This is a genomic window from Blautia parvula (genome assembly GCF_020215665.1).
GTDB classification, from domain to species: domain Bacteria; phylum Bacillota; class Clostridia; order Lachnospirales; family Lachnospiraceae; genus Blautia; species Blautia celeris.
In genome coordinates this window covers 6,065,630-6,081,919 of record NZ_CP084061.1, presented here as the reverse complement: position 1 = coordinate 6,081,919, position 16,290 = coordinate 6,065,630, and the positions used below count along the sequence as shown (strand labels likewise).

General features: G+C 43.8%; 15 protein-coding genes. All 15 read right to left on the bottom strand.

Translation table 11 applies throughout. The features are described 5' to 3' along the window. Window positions 1-180: 180 nt before the first annotated feature. The 15 genes from LC508_RS28830 to LC508_RS27430 all read right to left on the bottom strand — a co-directional run bounded on the left by LC508_RS28830 (window position 181) and on the right by LC508_RS27430 (window position 16,288). A complete protein-coding gene (locus LC508_RS28830; protein ID WP_103732968.1) occupies window positions 181-726 on the bottom strand; it encodes a DUF2284 domain-containing protein in 546 nt (181 codons plus the stop codon). Then, entirely contained in the window at window positions 719-1,462 is a 744-nt protein-coding gene (locus LC508_RS27495; RefSeq protein WP_158587227.1) for an N-acyl homoserine lactonase family protein, read from the bottom strand. Before LC508_RS27495 ends, LC508_RS28830 begins: the two co-directional genes overlap by 8 nt. Then, the gene (locus LC508_RS27490) at window positions 1,452-2,243 is read right to left on the bottom strand and encodes an N-acyl homoserine lactonase family protein (RefSeq protein WP_225305276.1); all 792 of its coding nucleotides are present in this window, start codon (window positions 2,241-2,243) and stop codon (window positions 1,452-1,454) included. Before LC508_RS27490 ends, LC508_RS27495 begins: the two co-directional genes overlap by 11 nt. Before the next feature lie 99 nt (window positions 2,244-2,342). Continuing rightward, a complete protein-coding gene (locus LC508_RS27485) occupies window positions 2,343-3,704 on the bottom strand; it encodes an MmgE/PrpD family protein (protein WP_103732971.1) in 1,362 nt (453 codons plus the stop codon). Next, entirely contained in the window at window positions 3,701-4,660 is a 960-nt protein-coding gene (locus tag LC508_RS27480; RefSeq protein WP_054353315.1) for a LysR family transcriptional regulator, read from the bottom strand. Before LC508_RS27480 ends, LC508_RS27485 begins: the two co-directional genes overlap by 4 nt. Window positions 4,661-4,896: 236 nt before the next feature. After that, window positions 4,897-6,102 carry an MFS transporter gene (locus LC508_RS27475; protein ID WP_146051721.1) on the bottom strand — a complete coding sequence of 402 codons (1,206 nt, stop codon included), beginning with the start codon at window positions 6,100-6,102 and terminating at the stop codon, window positions 4,897-4,899. Window positions 6,103-6,189: 87 nt separating this feature from the next. Then, complete coding sequence (locus tag LC508_RS27470) at window positions 6,190-7,047, bottom strand: SDR family NAD(P)-dependent oxidoreductase (protein WP_103732332.1); 858 nt, start codon at window positions 7,045-7,047, stop codon at window positions 6,190-6,192. Window positions 7,048-7,085: 38 nt separating this feature from the next. Further along, the gene (locus tag LC508_RS27465; RefSeq protein ID WP_054353318.1) at window positions 7,086-7,373 is read right to left on the bottom strand and encodes a hypothetical protein; all 288 of its coding nucleotides are present in this window, start codon (window positions 7,371-7,373) and stop codon (window positions 7,086-7,088) included. Further along, entirely contained in the window at window positions 7,373-9,451 is a 2,079-nt protein-coding gene (locus tag LC508_RS27460) for an aldehyde ferredoxin oxidoreductase N-terminal domain-containing protein (protein WP_103732333.1), read from the bottom strand. Before LC508_RS27460 ends, LC508_RS27465 begins: the two co-directional genes overlap by 1 nt. Window positions 9,452-9,461: 10 nt before the next feature. Next, complete coding sequence (locus LC508_RS27455; RefSeq protein ID WP_103732334.1) at window positions 9,462-9,968, bottom strand: 4Fe-4S dicluster domain-containing protein; 507 nt, start codon at window positions 9,966-9,968, stop codon at window positions 9,462-9,464. Then, window positions 9,959-11,665 carry a class I adenylate-forming enzyme family protein gene (locus LC508_RS27450; protein WP_103732335.1) on the bottom strand — a complete coding sequence of 569 codons (1,707 nt, stop codon included), beginning with the start codon at window positions 11,663-11,665 and terminating at the stop codon, window positions 9,959-9,961. Before LC508_RS27450 ends, LC508_RS27455 begins: the two co-directional genes overlap by 10 nt. Before the next feature lie 11 nt (window positions 11,666-11,676). Continuing rightward, window positions 11,677-12,147: a biotin/lipoyl-containing protein gene (locus LC508_RS27445; RefSeq protein WP_103732336.1), complete on the bottom strand. Its 471-nt coding sequence runs from the start codon at window positions 12,145-12,147 to the stop codon at window positions 11,677-11,679. Window positions 12,148-12,164: 17 nt separating this feature from the next. Beyond that, complete coding sequence (locus LC508_RS27440; RefSeq protein WP_103732337.1) at window positions 12,165-13,370, bottom strand: CaiB/BaiF CoA transferase family protein; 1,206 nt, start codon at window positions 13,368-13,370, stop codon at window positions 12,165-12,167. Between the two features lie 28 nt (window positions 13,371-13,398). Then, complete coding sequence (locus LC508_RS27435; protein ID WP_118593805.1) at window positions 13,399-14,964, bottom strand: acyl-CoA carboxylase subunit beta; 1,566 nt, start codon at window positions 14,962-14,964, stop codon at window positions 13,399-13,401. A 106-nt stretch (window positions 14,965-15,070) separates the two neighbouring features. Continuing rightward, entirely contained in the window at window positions 15,071-16,288 is a 1,218-nt protein-coding gene (locus LC508_RS27430) for an MFS transporter (protein ID WP_158587228.1), read from the bottom strand. Window positions 16,289-16,290 lie beyond the last annotated feature (2 nt).

Sequence of the window (16,290 nt, the reverse complement as noted above, 5' to 3'; positions counted from 1 at the left end):
GGGCTTATCCATATGAATATTTAGGTGTAAAAAAATATCAATCTACAAAGGTAATAACTCGGCAACCTTCCATCTCCCAGCATATATAATATTGCCTGATACAACACATTATTTTCTGTGTTTTCTGATTTCTTTTCCCTTGTCTGTATTATAACATACAAGAGTTCCAAAACATACCATTCAAAATAATACACATGCAGTGTATGTAATTGTCTGTGGACCATAATAGTAGTCCATATGGTTATCACGGCATACTTGGGTCACAAATAATCCATAAGCTTCCATGGAGGAACATGCCTTTCGCGGAAAACGGCATGGCCCCGGATAGGCGCAGTGCACGCATATCCTACATCCTCCTGCCCCAAGACAAAGAGCCTCTGGATAAACTGATTTGATTTTCTCTATAAACTTCAGAAAGCAGACCTTATGCTCCTCTTCCGTTTTCATATAAGCCTTGTAATCTATAGACCGGGATAAAATGCCCACTGTCTGAAGCAGGATTCCATACTCATATTGTTCCATCTGCCCCCCGCATTCCTCCAGAGTCCCGCATGCAGGCGGACAGGTCCAATTATGTCCGTACGCATGGCATTTATCTGACGAACAAGTCTCACGAACCCAATTTTCAGTTTTTAATGTTTTTGGATCCAGTGGGCCCGCATGGGAAAAACCAATCTCTTTTGCCAACCGAACCCAGTCCTCTACATTTCTTTTCTTATCAACCATAATACATTTCCGTGTACGTCTTTGGATCATGACAAGGAAGAATTCCTGCAAACTCCAGCTTTTTCACCTTTTCCAAAGACTGGTACCAAGCTGCAACATCTGGCGTGCTTCCTCCCGGTAGTTCCATATCCAGGTTTCTGTCACACATGATCCAATCACCTGGCAGCATATAGACACCCTTTTCAGTATCCACCAGTACAGACTGGCTTCCGATGGTATGCCCGGGTGTCATTATGACTCGAATACCTGGAAGTATTTCCACATCTCCATTTACAGCCTGAAAGCGCATAATCGAGTGCAGCCACTCTGGGCCATTGCTCTCCTCCATAAACCCATAAGATTTTCTTCCAATTTTCATAGGGTTGATAGCAGCTGCCATCTCCGCCGCCTGTGCAATCAATGTGGCATTTGGAAAACTGTTCGTATTCCATGCATGATCCCAATGAAGATGTGTATAGATGATCATGGATACTTCTGCCGGATCAACACCATGTTTCCGCACTTCCTCCACCATATCAATATCTTCATCCGGGGTTCGCAAGGGGTATCCCTTTTCTCTGACTTCTGAAAGACTTGGAGCTCCACTGTCTACCATAATCAACTTTCCCTTGGCGTCCTTCAGTAAAAATGCACCATATGCAAAAGAAACGTCTTCACCTACTGGCTGGCGATATACTACATCATGGATGTCCATAATTCTGGTCCCCTGATTAATCGGGTAAATTTTATAATTCATATTGTACCCCTTTTCTGCTGCCGTAAACATCTACCATATATGTATCTGGATTATGGACCATCAAAATTTGGGCATTGTTCTCCTTTACATAATTCAGCACCTTATCTCTGGAGTGATACCATTCATCCAGGCTGGTAAAGTTTCCATTCATTCTTCCCTCTTCATATTGTTCAACTGTATAAAACAAATCTCCGCACATAATGTATTTTCCTGTTTCAGTATCGGCAATTACGGACATACTTCCTGGTGTATGTCCCGGCGTAAACATCACCTCTATACCATCGACCAGACCTTTTTTATCACCTTCTATTGTCTGTATCTGTCCCCATGCTTTTGCCCATGCAGGCAGTCCGGGAAGTTTAAATTTTTGATACGATTTGGCTTCAATGGGATTCGGTGTTACCGCATGCTGAAGCTCTATCTTTTGTACATACATCACTGCATTTGGAAACAGCTCCAGGTTAAAGCAATGATCCTGATGTAAATGTGTAAAGAAGATATGTTTTACTTTCTGTGGTTCCAACCCCTTTGCATCCATCACGCTCTTCAAGTTCGGTGCTCCATCGATTCTACGAAACGGATAATTATATTTTGTTATATCCTCCTGTGATGCAAGTCCGGTATCTACCATAACCAAATCCCCTGTCTCATTATCCTCCAGACAAAAACATCCATAAATAAACATCACTGGAGCACCCTTGTAATCCTTATAATAAAAAGCAGCAGCAGCCTCAGGCATGGGCTCACAAAGTGCAAGTGGATAAATTGTATATTTCTTCATATTCTTACCTCTTTCCTATTTAAAATACTTTTAATTAAATTATAAAAAGTATCTGCTGCATTGTCTAATTTGTTATATTTATCTGAATATCAAAGAGAGTTATATATGGTGATCAAATTTCCCACTGGACCATTTCTGAATCAGAAACTTAATCGTATTCTCCTCATCAATATTTTCCAACCGGGTCATAAGCCGTACTGCATCTCTTTCTTCCAGTCTGGACATCGCAAGACGTAGGAATTTTTCTTTAACCATCTGAGTGCTCATTGGATTTTTCGGTGAGCCGGGCGCCTCACTGCAGAAAACTTCACAGGTGCTTGTATCCGTAAACTCTATATATAATCTTGCCTGTTCATCTGTCATCTGTAAGTCCTGAACCAATTCTACTTCAAGTCCACCGTTTGCGTATTCACGCGGATAAAAATGTGTACCCAGTTCTCGATAAATATATTCAGGGGTCAGAACCGCCATTTGTATAAGATACTTCAGGGAAACCGCTGCCGCCTCAACAACCTGCGGATCCGGCTCTCTTCCCAGCAAATATACATCAGGGGAAACAAATGCTGTAAGCTTTGCAGGCTGTCTCCCACACTCTCTAATAATCCTGTTGAGTTGCTCACAACAATCAATCACCGCGAAGGCAATAAATCCATATTGATATGGTTTGCAGGATGTACTCTCACATACATATACTTCTCCCAGCCCTGCCAACGCTTCTTCCACATTTGGGGTATGCGCAAGCTGCCGGATCAAACCATTTTCCCCGGTTAATGCACTTGGGCTGCAGTTAAATCCATTTGCTGTCAATGCTGCAGCTGTATAACCAGATTCTGCAGCAATTGCATGTACTAACATTGCCGCATTTGATCCGTGGGTCCCCCTATTTCCGCATGCGCGTACAGCTGCCAAGGCTTGCGCCGTCTGCATCTGTTCCTTATTAAAACCAAACAAATAGCCACATGCTGAAGCCGCACCAATTCCTCCCGTGATGCCAGTCGGAAACCATCCCTTTTCAGCACCTGCCTTCTCCCCCAGCATACAGACTGCCATCCTGCATTCAACTTCCATTCCAACTTGAAACGCCTGTATTGCCTGTATGCCGCTTATCGGCATTCTTCTTGCCAAACCCAAGATTGCCGCTGCCACCGGACCTGCGGGATGCAGTGTTGTGCCATACTGGATATCATCATATGCCAAATCTGCCATAGACAACGCATCCACTGCCACACAGGAAGCAATGGACATCCGTTCTCTTCTCCCTATAGGATGATATCTTCCTGTTCCTCCGGCATCCTGATTGTAAAATCCCGCGAGTACATCTATGATATTCTTTTTTATTCCCCCCAATAAACATCCATAGATATTCAGAAACGCATCAATATAAAATCTCTTATGACCTTTTGATGGGACAGTAACCGCAAATTCTGCTATCCGTTCACCAAATAAAGTTAAGATATTCATTCTTCTTTTCCACTTTCATTGATATAACCAGCTACAATATACCGATAAATTTTTTCATACAACTTTCTCTGCTGCGGATATTGCTGAATCAGATGATTAACAAAATCCTCATATTGAAAGTGTAATTTTCTCTCTGCCATGAAGGACAGTACCGTCATATGTGTAAAGTCTGAATCCAGGATTGGATGGCTGACATACCCTTCCCCATACAATGATTCAAAACTATCCTCTGCACAAAACGCAATAAAATCGTCCAAATACTGATGTTTTTTTATTGCACTATAATAGTCCAGCATATTCATTTCCATCTGATAGTCCAGCATATAACCCTTTTCCCGACACAGACGATCACACAACTTCCTGAAATAATGCTGCCTGGACAAACCGAATAATTTTTCATGCTCCAAATCTTTCAGCATTAGACCACTCTTTTCAGATAACCTATGGTTCTGCGAAGTTACAAGTACAATATTTTCCCGATACAAGTTAATGTTGCCAATCGCGCGGCCCTCCAACGGCGGTGAGGTAATAACAAAATCCAACTGTCCGTTTTTCAGCATCTCTACCGTAGTCTCTGTGTCAGCACATACTGTTTCAATAGTGATTCCATCCGCTTGTAAAAAGTTATCCATAAACATTGTTGCGTAAAATAGTGAATTACCAAGGCATCCTAAACGAATACTGCGTTCCTCCACTTTCTGAAGACTCTTTTTCTTCTCCTCCAATTGGTCGAATGCATCTTTTACATGTTCAAAGTTCTCCAGCAGAGTCTCTCCCTCTGGTGTCAGGACCAGACGATTTTTCACCCGATAGAAAAGCGGCATACCTAACTCTTTTTCCATATTAGCCAATGACAAGCTGAGCGCCGGTTGTGAAATATACAGTTCCTTTGCTGCCCCACTTAGATTTGAATGCTTTACAATCATTAAAAAACGCTGAATCTGATTATAATCCATATGTCCCTTCTCTCCTATAACGATTTAAAAAATTTATTCCACTATTAAGGTTTTCTTTTTTTAATCATTTTACCACAGAAGTATACATGAATAATTAGTTTTTTAATATCTCTATAAATCTATCGCACTAGACACATTCTAATTTGTATGGCAATATATAAGAAGGGAAAAGGTTCTCCCGTTTTTCTTATCTATAAGCCATGCACTCCAGCCAAGCGTATGGCTTATTTATAATATTATTTTTCTATCCCCGCTATAAACATCAGCGGAATCGAGGCTACGCAGCAAACAGCCATCACTGCAAACCCCAAAGAGTAGGAACCGGACAGAACCTGCATTTTTCCTACGAAACTTGGACAAAAGGATGCTGTCAGACTTACCAGACTGACAATAGAATAATTCATAGAGAAGTATTCATTCCCATAAAATCTCCGAATCACACACGGAAGTGATGCCCCCTGAAAACCATATCCAAATAGAAGCAAACATGACGCAACAACCAAAAGCCATGTCGCATGACTGTTCAGCGCAAACACTGCCAGAGATGCGGATACTGCATAAATAAGGCAAATAACCCGAAGCACAAACCTGATACTAAACTTATCAAACATCCGCCCGGCCAAAGGTCTCGCAACTCCGTTACATAAACTCATAGCGCTTACAACATAAGCAGCCGTCACTGCTGACATCCCCATCTCACTTTGCAGAGCCGGAGCCACATGATTCAAATATCCAAGTGCAGACATGACCAAAAAATTCGCGCCCAGAAAATATACATAAAATTTTACAGAATGCAGCATTTCGCTGGTAGTATAATTTTTCATTTCCTGATCAGCAATTGTCGTCTGTATCTCCGGCAGTTCAACAAGTTCCGCTGTATTCGGTTCTTTCATAAAAAAGCTGCCAAGTAGAAATACTACAAAATCCAAAATTCCAAAAGTCAAGAACGTCGTCTTTGGTCCAAAAGAGACCAGAAGCCACTGGCATATGGGACTTAAAATACTAGTGGACAACGCATAACCCATCAGAAGAAGACCCGTGACCATCCCTTTCTTATCCGGGAACCATAGGGGAATTACAGATACAATAGTGTTATAGATCATACCGATACCAAGGCCTGCAAGCACACCATAGGTCACATAGAGCACCGAAATACTACTGGTAAAAGCAGTTGCCACAAGCCCTCCGCCAACCAATAAGGAGGCAATCATGGATATTTTAGAAAACCCGATTTTTTTCGCTAATATTCCTGCCAGGAGACTTCCTCCGGAAAAACCAACCATGAGAATCGTAAATGCCAGTGAAGTCTGCATTCTGGTCCATCCATAAGCATTTTCCAACGGACCGACAAATATTGACCATGCGTAGGCAATTCCCAATAGAAGCAAAATAACAAAATTCAGTACCAGATAAACATATCGTCTTGTAGATACATTTTTCATAAAATTTTCCCCTATTATATTGAGAAACGGCAGCAAGCTTGTTATCCTGCTGCCGCACCCTGTATATTATGAAGTTACTGTAAAAGACTAGATATTTAGAGTAGAGCCTTCTCCTTCCTTGAAATCAGTACGAAAACTATAATCTTTATATTTCTCTACCTCTATGATTCGATTTTTCAGTGCACCACTTACAGCTTTGTAGGCATCAGAACCCATCACATAGCGCTGGGGAGTATCCTCCCTGTCAAGCAGTTCTATTAACACGTTACCAATGGCATCCGGATCACCAAGCTGGTTAATCTTATGTGATCCAAGTTTCGGATCCCTTGTCCATGCAGTCTCTGCATAATCACTGATCTTATGCTCACTTCCCTTCAGGTTGTTCTCCTTATAAAAACTGGTCCTAAAAGCCCCCGGCTCCACGATCATAACCTTGATGCCAAGTGGACTTACCTCTTTATAAAGTCCCTCACTGATATACTCCAAAGCCGCCTTGCTTGCTGCATAATAGCCAGAGCCCACTGCAGAACGTACTGCTGCAATGGAAGTGATGTTAATTATCGCACCACTACGTCTTTCTCTCATTCCCGGAAGCACTTTTTTTATCAATTCCACAGGTCCGAATGTGTTGGTCTCAAACAGCTCATAGACAGCCTCCTTATCGCCCTCTTCCACAGATGAACGGTACCCATAGCCTGCATTATTGACCAAAACATCAATCTTACCAAATTTGGCAACCGCCGCATCAAATGCTGCATCAATGCTTTCCTGACTACACACATCCAATGCAATCCCCAAAGCAGTCTCCGGATATTTATCACAGATTTCTTTCATCTTTTCCGCGCTCCTCGCAGTAATGACCGCCTGCTCACCCTTCGCGAGCACAGCCTTTGCAATACCTGCTCCCATTCCGCTGGAGCATCCTGTGATCAACCATGTCCTCATATATCTTTTCCTCCTGACATATTATCTATCTGACAATTTTATCTCTGTTTGGAAATATCTTTATTCATAATATTTGCAATCATATTTTCCTGCTGGCCAATTTCAAATTCCGTCATAGCTTTCCATTTATGAATCTTTTGACATTTAGGACAAGGACGATCTTCATTCATTTTTTTTATTATCGCATCTGCCTCTTCCCTGGTTCTGCAGGTTAACGGTTCCTTATATCCACATTCCACGACCGTGCTGTACACGATTGCGCCCTCGTCGTGGAATTTTGGCCAGAAATAAGAGCACCTGGCATAAAACTCCATATTTTCTTTCATCACGCATGCCCTCCTCTGGCCCGAATCTCCTTGATACGCTCATTATACTTATCAAGGCCTAACTCTAATAATTTCTCTCTTGTCGGGATTCCATTTTCATCCCAGCCTACAAGCTTATAATAACGGTCAAGGAGTTTTTCGAAACGAACCGGATCAATTTTGGTCCCTGTTGTCCAATCTCCATCCCTTGCATCATGGCAATGGATGATCTGCATGTCATCCTTCTTGCATCTTCCCACTTCCAAAACATTGTAGCAGCGCTCCATGTTCCAGATCTTCTCTGCACGGGCAAACAGACTTTCATTATCGTATTCCACGCCAGTGACCGCAGTAAGAAGTTTCGCCATCATCTCCCAGTCACCTTTATATCCACGGTCTTCTCTCTTCGGAGCGAGCGTCTGAGGATAGACCGTATCACAAAATACTCCGGATCCTAAGATAATTCCGTACAACTCCATCGTTCGGGAGACATATTCTTTCTGTGCATAAGCCATGTCATGATAAGTTTCCTCGTCCATGGACTCTTTCCATGCCGGGTCCGGATCAATCGTTCCATCTGCACCATAATACTCCTTCGCCAACTCCGGCAGACGTAAAAATGGTTCTCTTCTTCCGCAAAAATCCGGATATTTGTGACCCTGATCAGACATGGGATCCCTTGTCCCTACTGCTGCCATCAGTGCACAGGATATCCAGTATGGATATTTCAGCGCAAACCAGCCGCCGGTTCCGAGAGAATGGTTACACATACCCTGTACTGCATGATCGCTGTACTTGCGATAGATGCCGCCCATCTCTTCGCCGCATCTGGCCATTCCTTCTGCCAATTGATTGCCGAATCCGCGTCTGTAGACATACATTTCAATAATACGAGGAAACAAGGTGGGATCGTCCACATCCCAATGCACGCCTGTCAATTTATCCATATCTACACCGGCACACTCCAGTTCAGTCAGCCACATGAACAAGGACACGACTTCCCAGGAATTCAAACCATAGTTGTTGATCATATAAGCACATTCTGCACCACGACGGAAATCCATGGGCCAACGGTAATTCCTTCCAAGCCCTTTTTCCAGCCATTCCAGTTCCATGGGGCAAAGGGCAGCCCATCCATAGACAAATTTCGCAACACATTTGGAACTATTGGTGGTATCACAGTTCGTCTGATAAGCGCCTTTTGAACCGCGTACAAAGGTATATCCGGCCAGATGGCATGGGATACCACAGCCAGCACAGGCATTTCCCTTCTGGGTAATATAAGAGGCCTCGCCTTTATCAAGAATCTCCTGCGTTATTATTTTTGCTCCTGTAGGAGCAGAACCGATACCCATCGTGCCGGGAAGCGGATCCCTCTGCTTCGGAATAGCTTTCAATCCAAAGCATTCCTCCCTAAGTTTCAGAATTGTATCCAGATCTTGTACCCGTGTTCCCTGATGCCCGTTAAATACAACTGCTTTAATCTTTTTGTCTCCAAATACCGCGCCAAAACCTGCCTGTGCTGCGGCGTTATCGCGGTCACTGAAAACACCTGCAAAGCGCACAAGGTTCTCCCCTGCCGGCCCAATCACACAGGACTCAGTTTCCTGGCCAAATTTTTGTTTCATCATCTTCTGGGTATCCACACTAAGAGCTCCCCAGTAAGGCGTTCCATCATAAAAATGCACCGGTTCCTTCGTGTCATCCGTAACTTCAATCACCACAGGTTCTTTTGATTTATGTTTTAAGATAATACCGTCAACCCCACATTGTTTCATACCCAGATTTGCACGTCCGCCTATAGATGAGCGTGTCCAGTGTTCTGGGTAGCACTGCGGTCCAACACCAAAGAAATATCCGCGGCTGCCGGCCAACACCGGAGTCTCGCAGCAAGGTCCGACCATGTAAATCAAATCATTGTCATAATCATAAGCTCCTACACCCGGGTGTCCATATTCCTCAACTAATTTAGCCGCAATCCCACGGCATCCGATATATTCATCACACAACTCTGATATATCCAGCACTTCAGAGGTTTGAGCCGCCACATCGATCAGCAACATCTTTCCGTTCCATCCATATTCCAATTTCCTGCTCATACCCAACCTCCTATTTTAATGAAACCGCCTGTTTCGGACAGATCTTGATACAGAGTGGACCGTCTTCAAACCCATGACAGAGATCACATTTCACAATCACCTGCTTTTTTCCTATTCGCACGCGTCTGATCAAAGGATTTTTTTCATCTGAAAACGGACAGGCCTTTACACAAAGTCCGCATCCTATGCATAATTCCTTATCCACATATCTCGCCCCTGTGTGCTCATCAAATTTCAAAGCGCCTTTTTTACATACAGCCACACAAGAAGCAGACCTGCACTGCCGGCATACAGCCGCATCAAAATGATAATCCAGCATATCCGCACCAATCTGAATTGCGGAATAATCCGCATTGCATACCCCCTCAAAATGCCGGGCAGAACATGCAAACTCACAGGTCAGGCATCCACCGCATGCCTCTGTATCTACCACAATATGCTTTGATTTTGGCATTGCGCTCAGAGGATGCGGCTTTTCCGTCTTCTCCGTCAACGGTTTTTCTTGCTTTATATCCATATAATAGCCTTTCCTCCTTTTTTCATATGCTTTTTTTCATAACATTCCACATAAATCAATGCTGTTTTTTTCAATTCTCCAGGTGCTATCTTTCCACAAGAAGTACGTGGCCAAGAACTGCTGTCTCCGCATACAATGTATTTTGGTATCTGGAACTTGGACAGATGTCTGAAAATATAGTCAGTAATTTCATTCCTGCACTCTTTTGTGTCATTCTCCAAATCTATAAAGGCAACGCCCACCGCACCATATCTCATACTCTCAATCCCAACAGTTTCAACCGCTTTCACCTGCCGGCAACTGCCGATCACATAATTCAGATGCTGCGGTGACACATTCTCACCATTAATTTTATACATGTGATCTTTTCTTCCCTGAAAAGTAAATCGCCCCCGTAGATCCATTTTACCGATATCTCCCGTTGCAAACCAACCATCTTTATCAAAACTCTTTTGATTCGCTTCATCGTTTTTATAATATCCCTTTGTCACAGTGAGTCCACGGCAATATAATTCGCCGGTATGTCCCACCAAAATCTCATTTCCTGTCTCTGCATCCCGAATCTGCATCTCCAAAAGTTTCCCGTCAGGCGCTCCATCTCCGGCACAGCCGCAGTCTTTCCTATACCCTTGATATCCTATCAATTCTTCTGTCGTACAATTTGGAGAAAACATAGTAGTTGTCGAACCACACTCTGTCATTCCATAACCGGTTGTCACATCGCTGATACCCAGCTTTTCCTTGGCCGCATTCCACACCCAGTCAGGACAGGTTGATGCCCAATATCCGGCATGTAAAAAAGGAAACTCTGCATTTTGTTCACCAAGTGCCTCCAGAAGATGGATCATGATGACTGGTACACAGATAATATCGTTAGCCCTGCTCCTCTCTAGTAAATTTAAAATATACTCACCATCAGCCTTTTTATGGGCTAAAACAATACATCCACCTACCCACAGGGCTGCCAAAAGTCCCTCATTGTACGCAAAAATATGATATAAGGGAATCGGAACGAATATCCTTCTCCCCAGCTCCATTCTCCTGGTACGGCATGTTCCAAAAGAAGAGCGAAGCAGTATATCATGCGTTAACATGACCCCTTTAGGAAATGTTGTACTTCCGGATGTATACAGAATATCAGACAGGCATTCGGGAGTTGACACTGCAAAACATTGAGAATCAACTAACTCCTGTCCCATACCAAAGAAATGTGACCATTCAATTATTTTGTTTTCCGTCTGTGTATCCGGCTCTTCTCCATGACAGATTACTATACACTTCACAAATGAAGAGAGCGATTTAAAAGGAATTTTATCAATGGCATGACCAATTACATAGTGACAATCAGACTGCCGTATGATATATGCCTTCTCTTCCATGGACAGTTTCATATTGATTGGCACTTTTACTGCACCAATTTTAGCAAGTGCAAAAGTTAGAAATACAAACTCCGGAGAATTATAAAGCAAAATTGCAACATGCTGCCCGCTCATACCACATGCATAACAACTCTTTGCAAGCCGGTTAACCTCCTGAAGCGACTCAGCATAAGTATACTCACGGTCTTTGTATATCAAAAAAACATGGTCTTGAAAATATATCGCATTTTTTTTAAACCGGGTCCACAGTGTATCTTCTTCCCAATGCGGATACAATCGGTCTAGTTCCATCAAACGTTCTTTCGTTGTTCCGATCATAACATACGCTCCTACTGGATGACATATAAAAGTTCATCTCTCCGAAAAGAACTTCCTGCCTTACAATTTATTTCGCGGACCCGTCCTTCTGCCGATGCACGCAGGTCGCATTCTATCCCTTGATGCCTGATTTTCAGTATAATATCACCTTTTTTCACCTCACTGCCTACCTTGGCCGGTACTTCATCCACACTGCCTTCAAGCATTGCATAATGACGCTCGAAATACTGCTGGTCATAGACATAACGGCTCGGCCGTATTTTTCTGTCAGCCACCGGCACGACTGGAGCTGCCGGCATCCGTACCGGCGGAATCGGCTCTGCAAATGGTCTTGGTTCGGAAAAAGGAACGGGTCCCTGCTGCGCAGTTCCACCCCTGTCATGTGTGGATGATTTATATTTCAGATATATAATAACGCAAACAATGACTGCTATTGATACCAACAGGCCATTCAGCGGAATCTGTACAACCGCCTGGTTCATTAAGAACTCCTCCTTCCTTAAATATCCACATTCACACCCATTCGGCCGAAAATGTCTTTAATCTCATTATCCTTCATGTCCAGCACATCCCGGAGTACGCTTACATTGTGCTCACCAGCTTGTGCTGCAAAAGTCTTCCTCGGCATGTCAAAGTTATTGAACTTAAACGGAGATCCATAAATCTGATATGTACCATTCTTTGAATCCGTAACCGGAATCATACATTCACGATGTCTGAACTGCGGGTCCTCTACCAGCTGCTCGATGGTATTCATTTCACCAAATGGGCATTTTGCACGGGTCAGCTTTTCACGGCATTCTGCCATAGTATAATTTGCTAGCGCCGGATTCACATATTCATCAATCAAGACATCTCTGTTTGCCACACGGGATGCTCCATCCTTAAAGCGCTCATCTTTCGTCAGATCCGGCATATCAAACTCTGCAAAGAAACGTCTGTGCATCTCATCGCCGAACATCTGGAGAATAAATTCTGAGTCCTTACATCTTACCGGTTCTGCAATCGAGTTAGACGGATGGCGGTTTCCAATAGGTCTCCTGATAACTCCGGCATTGACATAATCTGCAATTGCAGCTTCCATCAAGGAAGTATATATATCAAACATGGATGCATCCAGGTAAGTTCCCTCCCCTGTCTTCTCTCTTCGGAGTAATCCCATAGCTACACCGAGAGCCGTCATAATTCCGGTGATCATATCTGACATAGATGGCCCCGCCTTGGTAAATGGACCACCCAGCGGTCCGGTCAGACTCATAAATCCGCTCATAGCCTGGACTACAGTGTCAAATGCGGCACGATCCCGATAAGGTCCATCCTGCCCAAAGCCCGAGATTGACGCATAGACAATATCTGGCTTCACCGCCTTTACCGTTTTATATCCAAGCCCCATCTTTTCCGCTGATCCAGGCTTACCATTCTCCACAAACACATCACACTTTTTGAGCAGCTTATAGGCCAGTTCACGCCCTGCCTCCGTCTTTGCATTTATTTGAACAGACTTTTTCCCACGGTGAATATTTAAATATTCTGTGGATGTCCCATCATAGCCTGGCTTCATTGCACGTACCGGATCCGGACGTGCCGGATTCTCAATATGTATTACCTCCGCACCAAAATCCGCCAAAATAGCTGTACAATACGGCCCGGACTTTGCCACTGTGAAATCAAATACTCTGTAACCTTCTAATGGACGAATTCCCATCTTTTCACTCCCCTTTCCTCCAGTCTCCCTATCTCGGAGAGACGGAATGTTTCTTCTTTCTTTCCGGAATTGGTATGAGTTCCGGGTTCTTATTTCTCAAAAATTCCAGCGCCTTGATCAAACGCATTCTGGTCTCATTCGGTTCAATAATATCATCCGCCCACATGTGTGCACACATAGAATACGGTGTCCTGGCCTCTGTAAATTCATGGACGGCTTCCGCCAAAATTTCATCCGCATGTTGCGGGTCCGCCTTCATCTTGTTTTTCATAATGATCCTGCATGCAGATTCTGGATTCATGATACCATAGTCGAAAGTCGGCCAATAAAGGTTTACATCTAAATTGAATAGGTTATATCCCATAGGCAGACAGGCACCGCCAACGTTTTTCCTGAGGACCACCTGAATTTTCGGAATCGTAGCACGGTAACAGGCCTCCAAAGTTTTTGCACCATGTCTGATGATGCCTCCATGTTCCTGATTTTTTCCAGGTAGAAAACCGGGTGTATCCGTAAGAGTGATCATCGGGATGTTGTAGCAATCCAAAATATCCACAAAACGGGCAAATTTATCGGACGCATCCATGTCAAAGCATCCTGCCTTCACCTCTGTGTTGTTAGCAATAAAACCAACCGTCTCTCCCATCACGCGCGCAAAACAACAGACAATATTCCGTGCCCAGTAAGGCTGATACTCATAAATACTGTTCTCGTCGGCCAGAAGTTCAATCACTTTATGACAGCTGTATGGCTTTTTAGAATCATCCGGAATGATAGTGTCCAACTCCATGATACGGCGTTCAATATCATCCTTGTAAGGGTAAATGGTCGTCTTCTCATTACAGTTTTGCGGCATATAGCTCAGATATTTCTTCACATGCCAGACAGCTTCCTCATCATTGGCTGCCCACTGCTGTGCATTTCCGGAAATCATATTCTCTGTCCAGGCTCCGGCCAGTTCCTCATCATTGACTGTTTCACCGGTAACTGCCTTGATCACATCCGGTCCACAGAGAAAAAATTTACTGGTTTTATCTACGCAGATCATATAGTCATTCAAAATCGGGGCATAAGCAGAACCACCTGCACAGGCTCCCATAATAACTGACACAGTGGGAATATATCCGGAGTTTTTCGCTGCCAGCATGGTACACTTGATCACATCGCGGAAATGAGCCTCCTGAATACGTCCCCCACCACTGTCCCAGAAATAAACACAAGGACAGCCGTTCCTGGCCGCTTCCTCACTGGCATGATTAATTTTCTTGCAGTGATTTTGTCCCATAGTGCCGCCGAGTACGGTGAAATCCTGGGATACTGCATAGGTGAGACGTCCATTTACCTTTCCGTACCCAACCACCACACCGTCACCCGGTGCATATTCCTTATCCAAACCATGCAGATTACAATCCGGCCCGGCAAACATATTATACTCTACAAAGGACCCCTCGTCGAAAAGCAGGCCCAGCCTCTCCCGCGCAGTCAGTTTTCCACGGTCATGCTGCCTTTTGATTTTTTCGTCCCCGCCGCCTTTTATCCATTTTTTTTTCTTCTCAATAAGTTCGAGCAGCTTGCCTTTGTTCGACTCAACCATAAATCATTCCGCTCCTTTTTTATCATCAATGTTTTTTCTATCTAATATAAATTTTACCAAATTCCTGCGTTTTGTAAATTTTATAAAATTAAGTATGTAATAACCTTTACTTATGAATAAATCCTTTTCCATGCCGGATATATACTGTCTGCACCAATATCATACCTATGATCATCAGACACGGGGCCAAGATATATACTGGCAGATAGCTTCCTGCTGCATCCGCTACAATTCCGGGAACCGCACTGAACACCAGAACTGCTCCAAGATATATCAATTGAAAATATTTTCCGGTCCGCATGTATTTTTCGGGAGTTTCCAAATCTCCGGCAATGGACATCATCCCCACCGTTGCAAGAGACGTCCCGTACCCCAGTGTCACGCTCGCCATATATGCAAACACCGTATTGCCACTTTTGCAAAGAACAAGAAAAAACAGTCCGGCAATAATTCCCAGAAAATACACCAGATTCACATAAAAAGCCTGGAAGATATCAACCAGATATCCATACACGCACTTTCCGATGATCAGGAAAAATCCAATCACGGATATTGTCCTGGGGGCAAGCATAGGATCGAATGACAGTTCATGAAAATATACCGATATATGATTGACTTCCGGCTGGGTACTGATTCCCATGAAAAGCATGGACACAAGCAGCATTGCATATTCTCCGGAGGTAAGTCCGGCTCCTTCATTTACAACTTTCCTTTTCTCATTTTCTTCCTCATAACCCCAGGGCATAAGTCCTGCCTCCTCCGGAGACTCTCTGATCGTCAGATAAAGCAGAACTGCAGTTATGGCCATCAGAAGGGCATCTAATCTAAAAGCTGCATACATATCTTTATTTTCGATAACAGATGTCAGGAGCACTGGTAAAATCAGCATTGCCACACCGCTGCCGCTGCCGCTGATTCCTAAAGCCAGTGTGCGGTTCTTTTTAAACCAACGCCGGATGAGCATAGAAGCAGGCAGGATACCGCCCCATCCATAACAGATTCCGGACATTGCCGCCCCAATCATGAATACCGGATATATTCTTGCGGCACTGTAGATGACAAAAGCGATCATTCCAATACAGACATTCCATGTCATACCCCTGCGCAGTCCCATATGTTCGTAATACTGAGAACTAAACGCAATCGCAAGACAGCCAAATATGTTCCTTACGGTAAGAATCATGGATGCCTGCGTATTCGTCAGACCGCTTTCTACCAGATAGGGCTGGAACACGGAAAACGTCCCATTCGTGATTCCCATGCAGCAGGAAATCAGAAGCGTACTCATCAGACATATGATCCAGGGATATATCTTTCTACGCACAA

What these genes read in the sequence shown, in the direction of transcription:
- LC508_RS28830 (WP_103732968.1), bottom strand. Translation starts at nt 726, where the DNA reads ATGGTTGATAAGAAAAGAAATGTAGAGGACTGGGTTCGGTTGGCAAAA.
- LC508_RS27495 (WP_158587227.1), bottom strand. Translation starts at nt 1,462, where the DNA reads ATGAATTATAAAATTTACCCGATTAATCAGGGGACCAGAATTATGGAC.
- LC508_RS27490 (WP_225305276.1), bottom strand. Translation starts at nt 2,243, where the DNA reads ATGAAGAAATATACAATTTATCCACTTGCACTTTGTGAGCCCATGCCT.
- LC508_RS27485 (WP_103732971.1), bottom strand. Translation starts at nt 3,704, where the DNA reads ATGAATATCTTAACTTTATTTGGTGAACGGATAGCAGAATTTGCGGTT.
- LC508_RS27480 (WP_054353315.1), bottom strand. Translation starts at nt 4,660, where the DNA reads ATGGATTATAATCAGATTCAGCGTTTTTTAATGATTGTAAAGCATTCA.
- LC508_RS27475 (WP_146051721.1), bottom strand. Translation starts at nt 6,102, where the DNA reads ATGAAAAATGTATCTACAAGACGATATGTTTATCTGGTACTGAATTTT.
- LC508_RS27470 (WP_103732332.1), bottom strand. Translation starts at nt 7,047, where the DNA reads ATGAGGACATGGTTGATCACAGGATGCTCCAGCGGAATGGGAGCAGGT.
- LC508_RS27465 (WP_054353318.1), bottom strand. Translation starts at nt 7,373, where the DNA reads ATGAAAGAAAATATGGAGTTTTATGCCAGGTGCTCTTATTTCTGGCCA.
- LC508_RS27460 (WP_103732333.1), bottom strand. Translation starts at nt 9,451, where the DNA reads ATGAGCAGGAAATTGGAATATGGATGGAACGGAAAGATGTTGCTGATC.
- LC508_RS27455 (WP_103732334.1), bottom strand. Translation starts at nt 9,968, where the DNA reads ATGGATATAAAGCAAGAAAAACCGTTGACGGAGAAGACGGAAAAGCCG.
- LC508_RS27450 (WP_103732335.1), bottom strand. Translation starts at nt 11,665, where the DNA reads ATGATCGGAACAACGAAAGAACGTTTGATGGAACTAGACCGATTGTAT.
- LC508_RS27445 (WP_103732336.1), bottom strand. Translation starts at nt 12,147, where the DNA reads ATGAACCAGGCGGTTGTACAGATTCCGCTGAATGGCCTGTTGGTATCA.
- LC508_RS27440 (WP_103732337.1), bottom strand. Translation starts at nt 13,370, where the DNA reads ATGGGAATTCGTCCATTAGAAGGTTACAGAGTATTTGATTTCACAGTG.
- LC508_RS27435 (WP_118593805.1), bottom strand. Translation starts at nt 14,964, where the DNA reads ATGGTTGAGTCGAACAAAGGCAAGCTGCTCGAACTTATTGAGAAGAAA.